Genomic DNA, 17,737 nt, shown 5'->3' on the forward strand with positions numbered 1-17,737 from the left:
CCTCATCCTGAGCTTGTCGAAGGACGAGGATCAAGCACCGACCGCTACCGCCGCTTGCCGCGTCGCACACCCTTGGGCAGTCCGCCGCGCGGCTTCACCGCCGCCTGACGCCGAGCGCCCAACCTGGGCCGCGGCATCTTCGGATCGGCCGGCATCGGGTCGCTGAGCATCTCGAACAACAGCCCGCCGGTCACCGGCGTGGCCTCGACCAGCTTGACCTCGACGTTCATGCCCAGGGTCCAGCGCTGGCCGGTGCGGTCGCCGACCAGGGCGTGCAGCTTCTCGTCGTGGACGAAGAACTCCTCCCCGAGGGTCGAGACCGGCACCAGGCCGTCGGCGCCGGTGTCGACCAGCTTCACGAACAGTCCAAAGCGGGTGACGCCGGTGACCCGGCCGGCGAAGGTCGCGCCCACCCGGTCGGCCAGGAAGGCGGCGATGTAGCGGTCGGTGGCGTCGCGCTCGGCGGCCATGGCCCGGCGCTCGGCGTGGGTGATGACCTCGGCCGTGTCCTTGATCTGGGCGATGTCCTGGTCGGTCAGGCCATCGTCGCCCAGGCCCAGGGCCCGGATCAGGCCCCGGTGGACGATCAGGTCGGCATAGCGGCGGATCGGGCTGGTGAAGTGGGCGTACTTGGCCAGGTTCAGGCCGAAGTGGCCGATATTGTCGGCGCTGTAATGGGCCTGCATCTGGGTGCGCAGAACCACCTCGTTGATGATCGCCGCGTTGGGGCCCTCGCGCGTCTCGTCCAGCAGCTTGTTGAACCGCGCGGTCTGCGGCGCCTGGCCCTTGTCCCAGCGGATCTCCAGCGTCTGCAGGAAGTCGGCGAGGTTCTGCACCTTCTCCAGGCTGGGGGTGTCGTGCACCCGGTAGATCAGGGGCGAGCGCTTGGCTTCCAGGCTCTCGGCGGCGCAGACATTGGCCTGCACCATCATCTCCTCGATCAGCTTGTGGGCTTCCAGGCTGGGGCGCTTGGTGATCGACAGGATCTCGCCCTCGCGGATGATGATCCGACGCTCGTCGCTCTCGATGGCCAGGGGCGATCGGGCGTCGCGGCCGATCTTCATCGTCCGATAGGCTTCCCACAGGGGCTGCAGGATCGGTTCCAGCAGAGGACCCGACTTGTCATCCGGCTGGCCGTCGATGGCGCTCTGCGCTTGTTCGTAGGACAGCTTGGCGGCCGAGCGCATCAGGCCGCGCACGAACCTGTGGCCCTTCTTGCGTCCCGACTTGTCGAACACCATCCGCACGGCCAGGGTCGCGCGGTTCTCGCTCTCACGCAGCGAGCACAGGCCGTTCGACAGGGTCTCGGGCAGCATCGGCTCGACGCGGTCGGGGAAGTAGACGCTGTTGCCCTTCTCGCGGGCGTCGCGGTCCAGGGCCGAGCCAGGGCGGACGTAAGCCGCGACGTCGGCGATGGCGACCCAGACCACCCAGCCGCCCTTGTTGGTCTCGTCCTCGTCGGGATGGGCGTAGACGGCGTCGTCGTGGTCGCGGGCGTCCACCGGGTCGATGGTCACGAACGGCAGCTTCCGCAGGTCCTCGCGGCCCGTCAGCGTCGGCTCGACGGCGGTCCTGGCCTCTGCCTCGGCGGCTTCGGAGAAGCCGGTCGGGATGCCGTGGCTGTGGATGGCGATCAGCGAGGCGGCGCGGGGATCGTTCTCGGTCCCGACCACCTCCAGCACCTTGCCGGGCTTGGGGCCGTAGCGGCCGCCATGCGTGCCGACCTGGGCGAGCACGAGGTCGCCGTCCTTCAGGTCGTGGGCGACGCTGGGGTCGAGGATCAGGACGTCCTTGGACTTGCGGTCGACCGGCTCGACCCGGATTTCCTTGCGGTGCTTGCGGATGACGCCCAGCACCTTGTGGGCGCTCTGGCCGAGCTTCTTGATCAGCTTGGCCTCGAACTCGCCGGTCTCCAGGCGCTCGAAGCGGACCAGAAGCCGGTCGCCCAGGCCCGGCGCGCCGGCGGCGGCCTCGCCCTTGGTCGGGGCCAGGCGGACATTCGGGACGTCGTCATCGGACTTGGTCAGCTTGACATAGAGCTCGCCATCGACGTCGCGCTCGACCACGTCGGCCACGCCCACCGGCGGCAGCGAGCCAGGCTCGGCGAAGCCCTTGCGGCCGCGCTTGGCCAGGGCGCCTTGCGCCTCCAGCTCACGGATCATCTCGCGCAGGGCGCGGCGATCGGCGCCCTTCAGGCCGAAGTGGCGGGCGATGTCGGCCTTGCCGCTCTCGCCGGCGTCGCGCAGGAACGCCAGCAGCGTCTCGCGATCTGGCAGGCCGGCGGGCGGCCTCTCCTTCTTGGAGGCTTGGGGCTTAAAGGTCTTGGTCGGGCGAAGTTTAGCCATGTCCTGCCTTACCGCGCTTCCGGGGCGAAAGGCCAGTCAAGGGCGCGAGAGCCTAGTACAGGTCCTCGATCGACTTCGGCGGCGCGGGCTCGACGGGCTTGGGCGCGGCGGGGGCCGCCGTGGTCGGCGCCGGAGCCGCGACGGGCGGGGCCTCGATCACCGGCGGGGCTTCCTGTTCGGCGGTCTGGACCTCGACGGCCTTGGGCTTGGGCTTCTCGACCGGCGGCGGTTCGTAGGCGAGGGCGGGGGCGGCGTCCTTGACGGGCACGCCTGAGACCTCGGCCAGCGGCTGTTTGGAGGGTTCCAGCCCGCCGCGGTCGATCTTCATGGCGTTGGTCAGGCCCATGGCGAAACCGCCCACGCAGCACAGGATCAGCGCGGACACCACGACATGCAGCGGCAGGGGACGTTCCAGCGTCGTCATGCTCGAAACCTACTCCCCTCCCGATCGCCTGAACAGAGTGGCCTTCACAGACTAGGCTTCGTCGTCCCAAGGCGTCGCGCCGTCGTCCGAGGACGCTTCGACCTTCGCCTTGGGCGCGGCTTTCTTCGCCGCCGGCTTCTTGGCCGCGGGCTTCTTCGCGGCTGTCTTCTTGGCCGGAGCGTCGCCTTCCGCCTTAGTGGTCTTCGCGGCGGCCTTCTTCGGCGCCGCAGCCTTTTTCGCCGGCTTCTTGCCGCCGCCCTTGGCGGCGCGCTCGGCGATCAGGGCCACGGCCTCTTCCATGGTGATGGAGGCCGGGTCCTTGCCCTTGGGCACATTGGCGTTGGTGTCGCCATGCTTGATGTAGGGGCCAAAGCGTCCCGACAGCACGCGCACCGGCTTGCCATCCTCGGGGTGATTGCCGATCTCGGCCAGGGCGGTGGCGGCGCCGCGCTGCGGACGTCCGCCGCCGGCGCGCTTATCGGCCAGGATGGCGACGGCGCGGTTCAGGCCGACGTCGAACACCTCGTCGGGGTTCTCCAGGTTGGCGTAGGTGCCGTCGTGCAGCACGAACGGCCCGAAGCGTCCCAGGCCCGCCGTGATGACCTTGCCGTCATCCGGGTGCTTGCCGACTTCACGCGGCAACGAGAGCAGGCGCAGGGCCTTCTCCAGGTCCATGGCCGAGGCGATCCAGCCCTTGGGCAGGGACGAGCGCTTGGGCTTGTCGCCGCTGTCGGCGGCCGCCAGCTCCTCGACATAGGGACCAAAGCGGCCGTTCTTCAGCCACACGGCCAGGCCGGTCGCGGGATTGAGGCCCAGCTCCTTGTCGGCGCTCTCGGCCTCGCCGTCGCCTTCGGACACACCGAGCTGACGCGTGTAGCGGCACTCCGGATAGTTCGAGCAGCCGATGAAGGCGCCGAACTTGCCGGTCTTCAACGAGAGCTGGCCGACATGGCAGGTCGGGCACAGGCGCGGGTTGGAGCCGTCGCCCTTGTCGGGGAAGATGTGCGGGCCCAGGGCCTCGTTCAGCGCATCCAGCACGTTGGTCGTGCGCAGTTCGGCGATCTCACCGACGGCGGCGTGGAAGTCCTTCCAGAAGTCGCGCAGGAACTGCTTCCAGTCCAGCTTGCCATCCGACACCAAGTCCAGCTGCTCTTCGAGCGCGGCGGTGAAGTCGTACTCGACGTAGCGCTTGAAGAACTGTTCCAGGAACGCGGTGACCAGTCGGCCCTTGTCCTCCGGGACGAAGCGCTGCTTGTCCATCTTCACGTATTCGCGGTCGCGCAGCACGGTGAGGACCGAGGCGTAGGTCGACGGACGGCCGATCCCCAGCTCTTCCATCTTCTTGACCAGGCTGGCTTCCGAATAGCGCGGCGGCGGTTCGGTGAAGTGCTGGTCGGCGCGGGCCTCGATGACCTTGGCCGAAGCGCCTTCCTCGATCATCGGCAGGCGGGCGCTGTCCTCGTCGCCCTCGTCGTCGCGGCCTTCTTCATAGACCGCGAGATAGCCGGGGAAGAGCACGACCTGACCCGTGGCGCGCAGGCCGGTCTGGCCATCGCTGCTTTCAAGGTCGACCGTGGTGCGCTCAATGCGGGCGCTTTCCATCTGCGAAGCGATCATCCGCTTCCAGATCAGCTCGTACAGGCGGCCCAGGTCCGACTCCAGGCGTAGCGAGCCGGGGTTACGGTTCAGGCTGGTCGGGCGGATGGCTTCGTGGGCCTCCTGCGCGTTCTTGGCCTTGGCCTTGTAGTAGCGCGGCGTCTCGGGGACGTAGGACGCGCCATAGACATTGCCGATCACACCGCGCGCCTCGGCGATGCCCTCCGGCTCGACCGACACGCCGTCGGTCCGCATGTAGGTGATCAGACCGACGGTCTCGCCGCCGATGTCGATCCCTTCGTACAGCTTCTGGGCGGCCTGCATGGTGCGCTGGGCCGAGAAGCCCAGCTTGCGGGCGGCTTCCTGCTGCAGGGTGGAGGTGGTGAAGGGCGGGGCGGGCGAGCGCTTGCCGGGCTTCTTCTCGACGGCGGCGACCTTGAACACGGCGCTGGTCACCGCGGCCTTGGCGGCCAGGGCCGAGGTCTCGTTGTTGAGGTCGAACTTGGTGAGCTTCTTGCCTTCGTGCTTGACCAGGCGGGCCGTGAACGGATCGGCGCCGGCCGAGACGTCGGCGTCGACGCTCCAGTATTCCTGGGTCTTGAAGCGCTCGATCTCCATCTCGCGCTCGACGATCAGGCGCAGGCAGACCGACTGCACGCGGCCGGCCGAGCGGCTGCCCGGCAGCTTGCGCCACAGGACCGGCGAGAGGGTGAAGCCGACCAGATAGTCCAGGGCGCGGCGGGCCAGATAGGCCTCGACCAGCTCCATGTCGACGTCGCGCGGATTGGCCATGGCCTCCAACACGGACGTCTTGGTGATGGCGTTGAAGGTCACGCGCTGGACGGTCTTGTCCTTCAGCGCCTTCTTCTTGTTCAGCACTTCCAGCACGTGCCAGCTGATCGCTTCCCCTTCGCGATCCGGGTCGGTGGCCAGAATCAGGCGGTCGGCCTTCTTCAGGGCGTCGACGATGTCGCTGACCCGCTTGGAGGCCTTGGAGTCGACCTCCCAGCTCATGGCGAAGTCGTTGTCCGGCTCGACCGACCCGTCCTTGGACGGCAGGTCACGGATGTGGCCATAGGAAGCGAGAACCGTGTAGTCGGACCCGAGGTACTTGTTGATGGTCTTGGCCTTGGCCGGGCTCTCGACGACGACGACGTTCATTCTGACTCTTGTTCAGGAAAGGGGATCGCCCGGAAGGCGAGCGCCGGGAAAGTGGGGGCTTCACCCCACGTCTGTCAACGTGAGGACCCAGAAACAGTAAGGCTTGGCCGTCTGGTAGGCGCTTGTTAAGGCCATTGCACGACAATGCGATGGCTAGTTTCACGACTGCATTGAGCCCGATGGACATGACCGTCAATCGGATCGCGACCGAGGCCTATGTCTCGCCGATCCGTCCGATCAAGCCCGTGACCTCGAACGCCGAACGCGCGGAGATCGCCGATCGGCTGAAGGAAGCCGTGCGCGCGGCCCCGGCGGCGGGCACCGGCCTGCTGGTCGATCTGTCGGTCTGAACCCTCTTTCCAAGCTAGACCAATCGCCACGTTCCTGACGCGGGGACGTGATTTTCCAGAGGTCTGGGCCGGCGCTTCGGCCCGTGGCCTGGCGGACAGATGGCGCGGTGGAAACGACGAGGGGGCAAGGGCGTCGCCCTGGTCGTGAGCATCGGCGCGCATGTCGGGGCCCTGATGGTCCTGTTCGCCACGCACATCACCCCGCCGCCGCCGGAGCCACCGTCGGTGATGGTTTCGCTGGTCGATCCGCCGCCACCGCCGCCTCCGCCACCACCCCCTCCGCCGCCGCCCGCGCCGCACGACGCGCCCAAGTCGCCGGTGAAGGCCCCGGCCAAGCCGCCGTCGCCAGAAAAGCCCAAGGCGGCGCCGAAAGCCGCGCCGCGCTCGCCGTTGCGCGTGTCGAAACTGCCGCCGCCCAAGGACGTCACGCCGCTGCCCGCCAGCCGTAACCCCGGACCCAGCCCTGTGCTGGGCCTTGGCGAGTCCGAACTGATGGGCGCGGCGACGGCCGGCTCGGGCAGCGGCGGCGGTGGCGGCGGCGCGGGCTGCGACATGGTGCGCCTGCTGCAGGAGGGTCTGCGCAAGAACCCCCGCGCCCGCGCCTCGCTGATGCGGGCCCACGGCGCGACGGTCGGGGCCGGCCGCGCGCCGCTGGTCTGGAGCGGCGACTGGGCTAGGGTCACCGGCGAAGAAGGCGACGGCCTGGCCGGCCTGCGCGAGATGATCATGATGGAGGTGGCCTTCGCCCCGGCCGCCTGCCGCGCCGAGCCGATGCGGGGTCTAGTCCTGATTTCCCTGAACGATGGTCCGGGCGGCGCTCGCTTCGCCCTGGGCGGCGGCCACTGGCGGTGGTCGGACCTGCTGTTCGCCAAGGGCGCGCGCAGAGGCGGCTAAGGAGAGAGGCTAGACCCGTTCGAGCAGGTAAAGGCAGCCGGTCGTGACGGCCGTCGTCTCCCGGCGGAGCGGGACTTCCTGACGTTCGACGATACGGAAGCCGGGCGCCGTGGCTTCCTCGATGTAGTCGTCGCCGTGGGCGTAACGGGCGGTGGGCAGGAGCCGCCAGCCGGCCTCGCCCAACTCGGTGCTGAAAGCCAGGAGGCCGCCTGGAGCCACAGCCTTGGCGGCGGCGGCGAACAGCGGCGCGAGATCGCCGAAATAGATCAGGACGTCGGCCGCGACGATCAGGTCGAAGGCGCCAGGTTGGCTCTCGAGAAAGGCTATAGCCTCGGCCTGCACCAGATGATCGTAGCCGCCGCGCTCGGCGGCCTTGGCCAGCATGGCGGACGAGAGGTCCACCCCAGTTAGTTCGGCGCCGAACTGTTCCAGGGACGGCGCGGCCAGGCCCGTTCCGCAGCCCAGGTCCAGGATCCGCTCGAACCGCGTGCGCCGGCTCGCCACGAGATCGGCCAGCAAGGCGGGCGCGCGGTAGCCCAGCATCTCGACCAGCTGGCGGTCGAACCGCTCGGCGAAGTCGTCGAACAGGGCCTCGACATAGGCGGGCGGGGCCCGATCGATGCTAGGATCGACCAGCACGCGCAGTTCGTGGGCGCGGATCTTGTCGTCTGGATCGCGCGCCTCCAGCCAGGCGCCGAGGGCGCGGGCCGCGTCGAGGCGGTCGAAGGCCACCAGGACGCCGAAGCCTTCCCGCGCGACCGTCCTCAGGTCCTCGGCCAGGGGGCCGGCGATGCGGGCGTAGAGGTCCAGAGCCGCGTCGGCCGGCGACTGGTCGAGGGCCGCATAGGCGGCGGCGCGGGCCCAGGTCAGGCGCGGGCTCTCCGGCAGGGGCGCGATCGCCTCGGCGGCGGCGAAGGTCTCGGCGGCGCGGGTGAAGGCGCCGGTCAGGAACAGGGCGTGGGCCAGGCACTGATGGCGGACCGGTTCGGCGTCCGGCGCCTGGGCCGCCAGCGCCAGCGGCTCGACGGCCTCCTGGAAGCGCCGGGCGATCATCAGGTTCAGGCCAAGGCCGAACAGGGCCTCGTCATGGCCGGGGCTCATCACCAGGACGGCGCGGAAGGCCGCTTCGGCGTCGTCCAGCCGGCCCTCGCCGCTGGCCGCGACGGCAACGGCGAACATGTCGTCAACAGCCTGGATGTCCATCGGCGTTCCTGATCGTCACGTGCGCGCGACTCGGACGAGTTCGCGCGACGGTCGACGAAGGTTACACACCAGCCACCAGTCCGCCGTCCAGCAACTCGGCCCGGCCCGCCAGACTCAATTCAACCAGCGCCGCCATCACCGCCGAGGCGGGCGCGGCGGCGGCGCGGACCAGGTCGTTGCGGGATACCGGCGTCGGCGAGAGCAGGGCGGCGACGTGCTCACGCAAGACGTCGTGGTCGATGTCCAGGTCCGGCTGGGCCTCGTAGCCGCGCTCGCGTTCGCGCAGGTGGATCTGGCCCGACAGCGAGCGCAGCACGTCCTCGGCGCCCTCGCACAGGATCGCGCCCTGGCGGATCAGGTCGTTCGTGCCCTTGGAGCGCGGGTCGAGAGGCGACCCTGGCACGGCGAAAACGTCGCGGCCCTGCTCGGCGGCGAGGCGGGCGGTGATCAGCGAGCCGGATTTCAGCTCGGCCTCGACCACGACGACCCCTAGGGACAAGCCCGAGATTATGCGGTTGCGGCGCGGGAAGTCCTTGGCCTGGGCGCGGCGGTCCGGCGCGCTCTCGGAGACGATGCAGCCCTCGGCGGCGAGGCGCGCGTGCAGCTTGTCGTGCTCGGGCGGATAGATGTCGCCGACCCCGCCGCCCAGCACGGCCACGGCGCCAGTGGCCAGCGAGCCCTCATGCGCCGCGCCGTCGATGCCGCGCGCCATGCCCGAGACCACCACATGGCCGGCGGTCCCCAGGTCGGTTGCCAGCTGGCGGGCGAAGCGCTGACCGGCGGCCGAGGCGATGCGGGCCCCGACGATGGCGATGGACGGCTCCGACAGCAGCTCGGCGCTGCCCAGGGTCCAGATCACCGGCGGCGGCGGGTCCAGGGCCGCCAGTCGCGGCGGAAAATCGGGCTCGCAGCCGCAGATCAGCCGCGCGCCCACTTTCGCGCCCGCCTCAAGCTCGCGCTCGATCGCCTCCCGCGGGGGCAGGGACAGCGGCACGGCGCGGCCGCCGCGTCGCGACAGGTCGGGGAGGGCGGACAGCGCCCGCTCGGGCGTGCCGTAGCGGGCGATCAGGTGCTCGAAGGCGACGGGGCCGACCGTCTCGGTGCGCGCCAGGCGCAGCCAGGCGAAGCGCTGGATGTCCGAGAGCCGGCCTGGAGTCACGGGGCGTCGGTTACGGGCGGCGGCGCCTCGTCCTTCTTTTTGCCGATCTTGGGCTCCTGGCCCTTCAGCAGGCGGGCGATGTTCTCGCGGTGGCGGATGAAGATCAGCACCGCCATGAACAGGCACAGCACCATGATCGGATAGGGCTGGTCGAAGGCCAGGGCGAACGGCGCGGCCAGAACCGCGGCGACCAGGGCGGCCAGCGAGCTGATGCGCAGCAGGAAGGCCACGGCCAGCCAGGTCGCGCCGGCGGCGATGCCCACCGGCCAGGCGGCCGACAGCAGCACGCCATAGAAGGTGGCCACGCCCTTGCCGCCCTTGAACTTCAGCCAGACCGGGAACAGGTGGCCCAGGAACGCCGCGCCGCCGGCCAGGGCAATGATCGCCGGGTTGCCGTGGGTCAAGAACCGAGCCAGCAGCACGGCCACGACGCCCTTGCCGGCGTCGCCCAGCAGGGTAATGGCCGCCAGGTCCTTGCGTCCCGAGCGCAGCACGTTGGTCGCGCCGATATTGCCCGAACCGATCTGGCGAATGTCGCCGGCCCCGCCCAGCCGCGTGGCGATCAGCCCGAACGGAATGGATCCGAGCAGGTAGCCGCCGACAAGGGTGATGGCGAGCGTCAGATAGGTGGCGGCGGCGAGATCTTGCACGATTCGACTCTAAGGCGAGTTGCGCGCGGATTCAACCGCAGCGCAAGCGAAAGCTGTGGGGTCTAGGTGTAGTGCAGACTCGGAGCTTGGGCAAAACCGGCGTCAGGCGCCCTGCAGCATCTTCAGCAAAGCGTGGGCGGGCGGGGTGAAGGCCAGCGGCGCGGTCAGCAGGTTGCTGAACACGATCGCGCCCACGCCCCAGGCGTAAGCCGGGTGAATTCGCTTGCGAACGAACAGATCGACAACCGGCCCAGCCAAGGCGAACAGCATGATGACGCCGAACATGACGAGGGGCGCGGCCGCGCCAAAGGAATCCATCGGTAGCAGACGACCCAGGCCCGGACCCAGGATCGAGATCGTCGCGCATAGCATCAGCCGCTTGTGCCACTCAGCCTTGCGACGAAGGGCGACGCCGCCCGCGACTAGTCCGCCGAAGACCAGGATGCCGATCGCGTTCATCACCAAGAAGATGGCCGGCGGGAAGAACGACGGGATGAACTTGTAGCGGATGGCGAAGATCGTCGCGGCCAGGCCCATGATCACCATCAGGCCCGCCAGCCACGCGCCCGCCATGCCCACCTGTCGATGCAGCTTCAGCGATCCACGCGCCACGAAGGCCGGCTGGGCCACGAAGACCAGCACCCACAGGGTGAACACCGCGCCGTGCACATGCAGCAGCAGGGGCAGGCCGGGCTTGTGGGTGAAGTCGTCCGGCACGGTCTGGCCGAAGCCGCCGATGAACACCGCCGCCATCAGCAGCGACATGATCAGGTAGAACCGGCGTCCAACACTGGCCACGGGCCGGTGGCCTGCCTCGATCGCGGTCATCTGGCTTTCCCCCCGACTCCGTGGAGGAAGAGTGCTGGAGGACGGGGTCTTTTACAATGGGAGACCGGCGGTATCTGAATGCGTCGCCGCGACTGCCGTCTAAGGCGTCACCCCTCCGCCCGGTGCACCACGCGGCCGTCAACCACGGTCATCAGCACCTGGCCCTGCAGCCTGCGTCCGTCGAACGGCGAGTTCTTCGATTTCGACAGTAGGCGGGCGGCGTCGACGATGATCGGGGCGTCGATGTCGCACAGCACCAGATCCGCCGGCGCGCCCGGGGCGATGCGGCCGCCGCGCAAGCCCAAGAGCTCGGCCGGGGCCAGGGTGACGGCGCGGATCAGGTCGACCAGGGCGATGCGCTCGTCGTGATAAAGCGACAGCAGGGCGGGCAGCAGGGTTTCCAGGCCCACGGCGCCCGGAACCGCCTCGTCGAACGGCAGGCGCTTGTCCTCGGCGGGCGCCGGACTGTGCGACGAGACGACGATGTCGATCAGGCCGCTGGCCAGGGCCTCGATCAGCGCCTGACGATCGTCCTCGCCGCGTAGAGGCGGATTCAGCTTGGCGAAGGTGCGGTAGTCGCCGATGTCCAGCTCGTTGAAGGACAGGTGGTTGATCGACACCGAGGCGCTGATCCGCAGGCCTTTTTTCTTGGCGCGCTGAAGCGTCTCCAACGCCTGCGCCGAGGTGATCTGGTCGACCAACAGCCGGCCGCCGGTGGCTTCCAGCAGGGCGACGTCGCGCTCCAGCATGATCCGTTCGGCCATAGGCGAGATCGAGGGCAGGCCCATGCGGCCGGCGAACTCGCCGCCGATCGCAGCCCCGCCCTTGGCCAGCCAGGGATCCATCGGACGGTGGGCCAGCAGGGTGTCGAAGCCCTTGGCGTAGGTCAGGACGCGCTGCATGACCTTGCTGTCGACGATCGGCTTGCCCGCGTCGGTGATGTAGACGCAGCCGGCCTCGCGCATCAGGCCGATCTCGGCCATCTGTTCGCCGTGCAGGCCCTTGGTCGCCGCGCCGGCCACCAGGATGCGGGCGCTGTCGATGTCGCGGGCCCGGCGCAGGATGAAGTCGACGACGCTGGGATCGTCGATGGCCGGGGCCGTGTCGGGCTGGACGACCATCGAGGTGACGCCGCCGGCCGCCGCGGCCTTGGCCGCCGAAGCCAGGGTCTCCTTGGTCTCGGCCCCGGGCTCGCCGGTGCGGACGCGCAGGTCGATCAGGCCGGGCGCCAGCAGCGCCCCGCCGCAGTCGATGACGCGCACGGCCTTCGACAGCTTGCCGAACTCGCGGCCCTTGGCGACGTCGGCGATGACGCCTTCGGAGACGATGACGCCGCCGGGACCGTCATAGCCGCTCTCGGGGTCGACCAGGCGAGCATTGACGAGGGCGATGGGCTGGGCGGACGTCATTGGCTGGCCTCCAGAGCGTGGCGTCTCGCCACGCTCTTATGTTTGAGGTCGAGGCTGTTTATCGGCTTCTGATGGAACATCAGAAGCCGACAGCCTCGATGCGCGCGGCCAGGCTGGTCAGCACCGCCATCCGGGCGGCGACGCCCATCTCGACCTGGTCCTGGATGAGGCTGACGGCCGGATCGTCGGCGACGTCGCTGTCGATCTCGACCCCCCGGTTCATGGGGCCGGGGTGCATGACCTTAGCCCCCGGCGCGGCGCGGGCCAGCTTTTCGCGATCAAGGCCGTAGAAGCGGAAATATTCTCGGGTCGACGGCACGAACGCGCCCTGCATCCGCTCCAGCTGCAGGCGCAGCATCATGACGACATCGGCGCCGGCCAGGCCGGACTTCATGTCGTGGTGGACGGTGACGCCCCAGCGCTCGGCCTGGGCCGGCATGAGGGTGGGCGGGCCGACCAGGCGCACGCTGGCGCCCAGGGTGTGCAGCAGGGAGACGTTCGAACGCGCCACGCGGCTGTGCAGCACGTCGCCGCAGATCGCCACGGTCAGGCCCGAGACGCGGCCGAAGGCGCGGCGGATCGACAGGGCGTCCAGCAGGGCCTGGGTCGGGTGCTCGTGCTGGCCGTCGCCGGCGTTGACCACGTGGCCGCTGACCTTCTGGCTGAGCAGCGACGCCGCGCCCGACGAGGCGTGGCGCACGACCAGCAGGTCTGGCCGCATGGCGTTCAGGGTGACCGCCGTGTCGATCAGGGTCTCGCCCTTGGCGACCGAGGAGGTCTTGGGGTTCATGTTGACGACATCGGCGCCCAGCCGCTTGCCGGCCAGCTCGAACGAGCTCTGGGTGCGGGTGCTGTTCTCGAAGAACAGGTTCATCAGCGTCCGGCCGTGCAGCAGGTCCAGGCTCTTGGACGTCTGGCGGTTGAAGGCGACGAAGGCGTCGGCCAGGTCCAGCAGATCGGCCGCCTGGGGCGCGTTCAGGTCGCCGGCGGACAGGAAATGGCGTTTTGGGAAGGCAAAGACGCGGGCGCGGATCGCATCGATGGCCGCGCGGGCGGGGTCATGGGCTGGTGCCGTCATGAGCTCGCCTCATAGGCGGCTTTGGCGGGGAAGGGAAGCGCGCGGGCCGGCGCGCGGCGGACTGTCCTCAGGAATATTCACGAAGTTTGACATACGGGCCGCGCTTCCGGGGCCGCTTGCGCTTGTTGCTGGGGGGCGAAGGTGGGTACTGTGACCCATGCGTTTCGCACAGGCTCCTCGGGGGTGGCCATGCTGTTGCTCTTGATCGCCTTGCTGCAGACCGCCGAGCCGTCGTCCCAGGAGACGAAGGCGACGTTGCAGTCTTGCGAAACGACCGAGAAGGGCTGGGTCTGCCACTATCAGATTCCGCAGGCGACGATCGTGCGCCCGCTGGATCCCGCGCCGCCCGCCACCATGGTCCCGCCGTCGCCGGCCACCCTGACCGATCCAGCGCCGCAACCAACTCAACAGCCGACGCAAGCGCCCATCGTCGCGCCGATCGACAACCGCGCCGAGGCCGCGCGCCAGACGCGTCTGATCGCCCGCTGCGCCGACGCCAAGTGGTACTCGCCGTGCCTGCCGGGTGAGCGCAAGGAAGCCCAGATCCTGCGTGAAGCCGCGCTGAACGCCGCGACGCTGCGCGGCCATGTCACGACCCTGCTTAGCGAGAAGCGCTGCGACGACGCGGTGAAGACCGCGCTGGAAGGCGGCGACCTCTCCCTGGCGCGTGAAGCTCGCGAGTTCTGCGCGGTCCCGCAGCACTAAAGATCATGCGAACGAAAAGAGGCGGGAGGCTTGTGGCCTCCCGCCTCGACTCTATTCGGCGAACCGTGCGCTTAGTGGCGCGGCGGAGCCGGCTCGCAGCGCACGCCGTCGGCGCAGCCCGTGAAGTGGATTTCCGGCGCCTCGACCGTCACGGCTGACGGACGTACGAAGACTTCCGGACGGTGCAGGTAGATTTGCGGCGCGGCCACGCGAACCGGCGGGGCGTCGACATAGACCGGCGGGCCCTGGATATCGATGCGACCCGACGGCACGACCACCGGCTCGCCGATGACGCGGACGCCCGGCGCGGCGACGGTGATGTCGCCATAGCCCGAGGTCGGGCCGTAGAAGACGACGGCGCGGGTGCACAGGCAGTCGATGCCGGTCGGACCCGATGGCGGGGGCGGCGGGGGCGGATAGCCCTGCGGCGGCGGAGCCGGCGCATAGCGCGGAACCGGTCGCGGCGCGTAGTTGCGTCCGTCGGCCATCGCCGAACTGACCGACAAACCGGCGACGGCGAACGCCATCAACCCCATCAAGACCTTTTTAGTCATCCCAGCCCCTCGTTGCCCTCAACCCAGGTACACACCATCAAAGAGCGAACCTGGGGTTCGTTCTGGGGCGCGACCTTAACCATATTCAAACGCAGAACAATGTTGTCGCGGTTTTTCCCCCGGCAAGGGAGTTGTCCGCTCCCCGAAATGAGTGAAACTCGCCTCTCGGGATATGTTGGACCTCTTCAACGCAAGTCACGGCTGAATGGGGTCAGTGGTCGCGCCTGGCGGGAAGGCCGCCGTTGCACGAGATGACCTGCCAGACGAAGCTGGCCTCGCGAATCTTCCGCTGCTTGGTGACGGTCCGGTAGGCCGTCTGGACCGGGCGCTGCTCGGTCACGGTGCGGTACTGGGCGGGGACGACGCGCTGCTCGACATGGACGGGCGAGACCATGACCTGACGCGTCACCGTGCGGTATTCGGCGGGGACCTCGACCAAGCACAACACCTCGCCGTTGGGCAGCATTCGGGTCTGGCCGGGCGCTACCTGGGTGCGGTCCAGCAGAACGCCGCGCTTCCATTCGGTGTGGGCCGGACGCACCAGCACCTGCTCTTCGATGGTCTGATAGACCGCCGGGACGGTGTAGCGCTCGACATAGGCGTCGCGGACCAGCACCTGTCGCTCGTTCGTGCGATAGGACGACTGCTCCAGTTCCTGGTCGATATAGCTCTCGTACTGAGCGGGCCGGTAGACCTTCTCGTAGCACTTGCCGGGTTCGGGATTGGGCGGGCAGTCGTCGCCCGTCCCCGCCAGGCTGGAGCCGGCCAGCAGGGCGACGAGCAGCACGGCGCTCGCCGTGGCGACCTGTCTGGATCGTCCGAACCGCCTCGCCTTCATGCCCATCCCCGCCCGATAATTAACCAAGCTTATCCATACGAGGCGGATTCCAAAAAGCGCGGATTTTCTGGCGTCAGGCGAAAAGAGCGGCGCTAAAGCCCTCGTAGCCGCTCCAGCGCGCCCTGCAGGATCCAGCCGGCGGCCATCTTGTCGACGACCTCGTCGCGGCGCTTGCGCGAGACGTCGTGCTCGTCGATCAGCACCCGGGTCACCGCCGCCGTCGACAGGCGCTCGTCCCAGAAGGTGATCGGCAGATCGGGCTTCAGGCGCAGGAGATTGCGGCCCAGCGCCCGGTTGGACTGACAGCGCACGCCCTCGGTGCCGTCCATGTTCATCGGCAGGCCGATGACGATGCCGATGGCGCCGCGGCTGTCCATCAGCTTGAACAGTTGCTCGGCGTCCTTGCTGAACTTGGTCTTCTCGATCAGAGCCATGGGGCTGGCGACCGTGCGGGTGACGTCCGAGACGGCCACGCCGATGGTCTTCTCGCCCGGGTCCAGGCCGACGATGGCGGCGTACTGGGGCAGGGCGGCGGCGAAGTCTTCGATATCGAGAACGGGCATGGCGGTCTTCTACGTCCTCATGCTCGGCTTGTCGAAGCGCGAGGACGTCGCACAGCGCGCCGGCTCCGCCCTTCGACAGGGTCAGGGTGAGGCTGAAGGATACGTCGCGCCTTGAAACAAGCGCCTTGGCCCGCTAACCCACGCGTTCGAATTTCAGGAGATCCCCATGGCCATTGACGCCGCCACCGTGCGGAAGGTCGCCCGGCTCGCCCGCATCGCCACGCCAGAAGAACGCCTGGAGCCCCTGGCCCAGGAGCTCAACGGCATCATGGCCTGGATCGAGCAGTTGGCCGAGGTCGACACCGACGGCTGCGAACCGCTGACCAGCGTCGTGGCCGCCGGCCTGCCGCTGCGCGAGGACGCCGTCACCATGGGCGGCGATCCGGCCCGCGTGACCAGCAACGCGCCCAAGTCCGTGAACAACTTCTTCGTCGTGCCGAAGGTGGTCGAATAATGAGCGCCCTCACGAAGCTGACCCTGGCCGGCGCCCTCGATGGCCTGGCCAAGCGCGAGTTCACCTCGGTTGAGCTGACCAAGGCCCACATCGAGGCCGTCGAGGCCGCGCGTGGCCTGAACGCCTACATCCTGGAAACCCCGGACAAGGCGCTGGACATGGCCGCCAAGTCCGACGCCCGTCGGGCGCTGGGCGAAGCCGGGCCGCTGGAAGGCGCGCCGCTGGGCGTGAAGGACCTGTTCTGCACCGAAGGCGTGCGGACCACGGCCTGCTCGAAGATCCTCGAAAACTTCATCCCGACCTACGAGTCGACGGTCACCAGCCAGCTGTGGCGTGACGGCGCGGTGATGCTGGGCAAGCTGAACCTCGACCAGTTCGCCATGGGCTCGTCGAACGAGACCAGCTATTTCGGCCCGGTGACCAACCCCTGGCGCGGCAAGGGCAGCAACAAGGCCCTGACCCCGGGCGGTTCGTCGGGCGGTTCGGCCGCGGCCGTCGCCGCCGACCTGTGCCTGGGCGCCACGGCGACCGACACCGGCGGCTCGATCCGCCAGCCGGCCGCCTTCACCGGCACCGTCGGGATCAAGCCGACCTACGGCCGCTGTTCACGCTGGGGCGTCGTCGCCTTCGCCAGCTCGCTGGACCAGGCGGGGCCCATCGCCAAGACCGTCGAGGACGCGGCCCTGCTGCTGACCTCCATGTCGGGCCATGATCCCAAGGACTCGACCAGCCTCGACATCGCCGTGCCCGACTTCACCCAGTTCGTGGGCAAGTCAGTGAAGGGCCTGCGTATCGGTATCCCTAAGGAATACCGCGTCGACAACATGCCGGCCGAGATCGAGAAGCTCTGGTCCGACGGCATCGCCTGGCTGAAGGACGCCGGCTGCGAGATCGTCGACATCAGCTTGCCGCACACCAAGTACGCCCTGCCGGCCTACTACATCGTGGCCCCGGCCGAGGCGTCCTCGAACCTGGCTCGCTACGACGGCATGCGCTACGGCCTGCGCGAGGACGGCGCCAACCTGACCGAGATCTACGAGAACACCCGCGCGTCGGGCTTCGGCGACGAGGTCAAGCGCCGCATCCTGATCGGCACCTATGTGCTGAGCGCCGGCTACTACGACGCCTACTACCTCAAGGCCTTGAAGGTGCGTCGCCGCATCGCCGAGGACTTCGACAACGCCTGGACCAAGGTCGACGCGATCCTCACCCCGACCGCGCCCTCGGCGGCGTTTGGCCTGGGTGAGAACAGCAACGATCCGATCGCCATGTACCTGAACGACGTCTTCACGGTGACGACGAACCTGGCGGGTCTGCCGGGCCTGTCCCTGCCGGCGGGGCTCGACGCCAACGGCCTGCCGCTGGGGCTGCAGATCATCGGCAAGCCTCTCGACGAGGCCACGGTGTTCTCTGTCGCGGGAGCGGTCGAGAAGGCGGCGGGTTTCACCGCCAAAGCCGAAAAGTGGTGGTGATCTAGAAAAGGGCGGCTCCGGCGGAGCCGCCCTTCTTCGTTCTAGGGGTGTGGG

17 protein-coding genes are annotated in these 17,737 nt (G+C 68.8%); 5 read left to right on the forward strand and 12 right to left on the reverse strand.

The window, feature by feature from the left end; all coding sequences use genetic code 11:
- Nucleotides 1-44: 44 nt before the first annotated feature.
- From rnr to topA, 3 genes are read right to left on the reverse strand one after another with little or no spacing between them, the layout of a single operon-like run.
- On the reverse strand, nt 45-2,345 hold the full coding sequence (rnr, locus tag ACW175_RS07980) for a ribonuclease R (RefSeq protein ID WP_492104047.1): 2,301 nt from the start codon (nt 2,343-2,345) through the stop codon (nt 45-47).
- Nucleotides 2,346-2,397: 52 nt separating this feature from the next.
- Complete coding sequence (locus ACW175_RS07985) at nt 2,398-2,769, reverse strand: hypothetical protein (protein ID WP_492104048.1); 372 nt, start codon at nt 2,767-2,769, stop codon at nt 2,398-2,400.
- Between the two features lie 51 nt (nt 2,770-2,820).
- The gene (gene topA / locus ACW175_RS07990; RefSeq protein WP_492104049.1) at nt 2,821-5,526 is read right to left on the reverse strand and encodes a type I DNA topoisomerase; all 2,706 of its coding nucleotides are present in this window, start codon (nt 5,524-5,526) and stop codon (nt 2,821-2,823) included.
- Between the two features lie 179 nt (nt 5,527-5,705).
- Here topA and ACW175_RS07995 point away from each other — a divergent pair, with 179 nt between their 5' ends.
- Nucleotides 5,706-5,876 carry a hypothetical protein gene (locus ACW175_RS07995; RefSeq protein ID WP_125159373.1) on the forward strand — a complete coding sequence of 57 codons (171 nt, stop codon included), beginning with the start codon at nt 5,706-5,708 and terminating at the stop codon, nt 5,874-5,876.
- Nucleotides 5,877-5,975: 99 nt separating this feature from the next.
- On the forward strand, nt 5,976-6,770 hold the full coding sequence (locus ACW175_RS08000; RefSeq protein WP_492104050.1) for a hypothetical protein: 795 nt from the start codon (nt 5,976-5,978) through the stop codon (nt 6,768-6,770).
- 9 nt (nt 6,771-6,779) lie between these two features.
- Here the strand turns inward: ACW175_RS08000 and ACW175_RS08005 are convergent, their stop codons facing one another.
- From ACW175_RS08005 to ACW175_RS08030, 6 genes are all read right to left on the reverse strand, one after another.
- On the reverse strand, nt 6,780-7,973 hold the full coding sequence (locus ACW175_RS08005; protein WP_492104051.1) for a class I SAM-dependent DNA methyltransferase: 1,194 nt from the start codon (nt 7,971-7,973) through the stop codon (nt 6,780-6,782).
- A gap of 61 nt (nt 7,974-8,034) precedes the next feature.
- On the reverse strand, nt 8,035-9,132 hold the full coding sequence (gene dprA, locus ACW175_RS08010) for a DNA-processing protein DprA (protein WP_492104052.1): 1,098 nt from the start codon (nt 9,130-9,132) through the stop codon (nt 8,035-8,037).
- Nucleotides 9,129-9,782, reverse strand: coding sequence for a glycerol-3-phosphate 1-O-acyltransferase PlsY (gene plsY, locus ACW175_RS08015; RefSeq protein WP_492104053.1), 654 nt, complete (start codon nt 9,780-9,782; stop codon nt 9,129-9,131). The genes dprA and plsY overlap by 4 nt, the downstream gene beginning before the upstream one ends.
- Before the next feature lie 102 nt (nt 9,783-9,884).
- On the reverse strand, nt 9,885-10,610 hold the full coding sequence (locus tag ACW175_RS08020) for a hypothetical protein (RefSeq protein ID WP_492104054.1): 726 nt from the start codon (nt 10,608-10,610) through the stop codon (nt 9,885-9,887).
- A gap of 107 nt (nt 10,611-10,717) precedes the next feature.
- Nucleotides 10,718-12,019, reverse strand: a complete 1,302-nt coding sequence (pyrC, locus tag ACW175_RS08025) for a dihydroorotase (RefSeq protein ID WP_099576730.1) — start codon at nt 12,017-12,019, stop codon at nt 10,718-10,720.
- 79 nt (nt 12,020-12,098) lie between these two features.
- Nucleotides 12,099-13,097, reverse strand: coding sequence for an aspartate carbamoyltransferase catalytic subunit (locus ACW175_RS08030; RefSeq protein WP_492104055.1), 999 nt, complete (start codon nt 13,095-13,097; stop codon nt 12,099-12,101).
- Nucleotides 13,098-13,286: 189 nt separating this feature from the next.
- Between ACW175_RS08030 and ACW175_RS08035 the strand changes: the two genes are divergently transcribed.
- On the forward strand, nt 13,287-13,802 hold the full coding sequence (locus ACW175_RS08035) for a hypothetical protein (protein WP_492104056.1): 516 nt from the start codon (nt 13,287-13,289) through the stop codon (nt 13,800-13,802).
- Between the two features lie 71 nt (nt 13,803-13,873).
- On the opposite strand, the gene ACW175_RS08040 is transcribed toward ACW175_RS08035, so the two are convergent.
- The 3 genes from ACW175_RS08040 to ruvX all read right to left on the reverse strand — a co-directional run bounded on the left by ACW175_RS08040 (nt 13,874) and on the right by ruvX (nt 15,757).
- Complete coding sequence (locus tag ACW175_RS08040; RefSeq protein WP_492104057.1) at nt 13,874-14,356, reverse strand: hypothetical protein; 483 nt, start codon at nt 14,354-14,356, stop codon at nt 13,874-13,876.
- Nucleotides 14,357-14,567: 211 nt separating this feature from the next.
- Nucleotides 14,568-15,194, reverse strand: a complete 627-nt coding sequence (locus tag ACW175_RS08045; RefSeq protein ID WP_492104058.1) for a hypothetical protein — start codon at nt 15,192-15,194, stop codon at nt 14,568-14,570.
- Nucleotides 15,195-15,286: 92 nt separating this feature from the next.
- Nucleotides 15,287-15,757, reverse strand: coding sequence for a Holliday junction resolvase RuvX (gene ruvX / locus ACW175_RS08050; RefSeq protein WP_492104059.1), 471 nt, complete (start codon nt 15,755-15,757; stop codon nt 15,287-15,289).
- Nucleotides 15,758-15,923: 166 nt separating this feature from the next.
- On the opposite strand from ruvX, the gene gatC reads away from it, so the two are divergent.
- Both gatC and gatA read left to right on the forward strand, forming a co-directional pair.
- Nucleotides 15,924-16,211, forward strand: coding sequence for an Asp-tRNA(Asn)/Glu-tRNA(Gln) amidotransferase subunit GatC (gatC, locus tag ACW175_RS08055; protein ID WP_492104060.1), 288 nt, complete (start codon nt 15,924-15,926; stop codon nt 16,209-16,211).
- Nucleotides 16,211-17,683: an Asp-tRNA(Asn)/Glu-tRNA(Gln) amidotransferase subunit GatA gene (gatA, locus tag ACW175_RS08060; RefSeq protein ID WP_492104061.1), complete on the forward strand. Its 1,473-nt coding sequence runs from the start codon at nt 16,211-16,213 to the stop codon at nt 17,681-17,683. Before gatC ends, gatA begins: the two co-directional genes overlap by 1 nt.
- Nucleotides 17,684-17,737: the final 54 nt, after the last annotated feature.

This window comes from Caulobacter sp. FV1ye6ST (genome assembly GCF_058681225.1).

Excerpts from the sequence above, each read along its gene's own strand:
- rnr (WP_492104047.1), bottom strand. The coding sequence starts at position 2,345 with ATGGCTAAACTTCGCCCGACCAAGACCTTTAAGCCCCAAGCCTCCAAG.
- ACW175_RS07985 (WP_492104048.1), bottom strand. The coding sequence starts at position 2,769 with ATGACGACGCTGGAACGTCCCCTGCCGCTGCATGTCGTGGTGTCCGCG.
- topA (WP_492104049.1), bottom strand. The coding sequence starts at position 5,526 with ATGAACGTCGTCGTCGTCGAGAGCCCGGCCAAGGCCAAGACCATCAAC.
- ACW175_RS07995 (WP_125159373.1), top strand. The coding sequence starts at position 5,706 with ATGGACATGACCGTCAATCGGATCGCGACCGAGGCCTATGTCTCGCCG.
- ACW175_RS08000 (WP_492104050.1), top strand. The coding sequence starts at position 5,976 with ATGGCGCGGTGGAAACGACGAGGGGGCAAGGGCGTCGCCCTGGTCGTG.
- ACW175_RS08005 (WP_492104051.1), bottom strand. The coding sequence starts at position 7,973 with ATGGACATCCAGGCTGTTGACGACATGTTCGCCGTTGCCGTCGCGGCC.
- ACW175_RS08020 (WP_492104054.1), bottom strand. The coding sequence starts at position 10,610 with ATGACCGCGATCGAGGCAGGCCACCGGCCCGTGGCCAGTGTTGGACGC.
- pyrC (WP_099576730.1), bottom strand. The coding sequence starts at position 12,019 with ATGACGTCCGCCCAGCCCATCGCCCTCGTCAATGCTCGCCTGGTCGAC.
- ACW175_RS08030 (WP_492104055.1), bottom strand. The coding sequence starts at position 13,097 with ATGACGGCACCAGCCCATGACCCCGCCCGCGCGGCCATCGATGCGATC.
- ACW175_RS08035 (WP_492104056.1), top strand. The coding sequence starts at position 13,287 with ATGCTGTTGCTCTTGATCGCCTTGCTGCAGACCGCCGAGCCGTCGTCC.
- ACW175_RS08040 (WP_492104057.1), bottom strand. The coding sequence starts at position 14,356 with ATGACTAAAAAGGTCTTGATGGGGTTGATGGCGTTCGCCGTCGCCGGT.
- ACW175_RS08045 (WP_492104058.1), bottom strand. The coding sequence starts at position 15,194 with ATGAAGGCGAGGCGGTTCGGACGATCCAGACAGGTCGCCACGGCGAGC.
- ruvX (WP_492104059.1), bottom strand. The coding sequence starts at position 15,757 with ATGCCCGTTCTCGATATCGAAGACTTCGCCGCCGCCCTGCCCCAGTAC.
- gatC (WP_492104060.1), top strand. The coding sequence starts at position 15,924 with ATGGCCATTGACGCCGCCACCGTGCGGAAGGTCGCCCGGCTCGCCCGC.
- gatA (WP_492104061.1), top strand. The coding sequence starts at position 16,211 with ATGAGCGCCCTCACGAAGCTGACCCTGGCCGGCGCCCTCGATGGCCTG.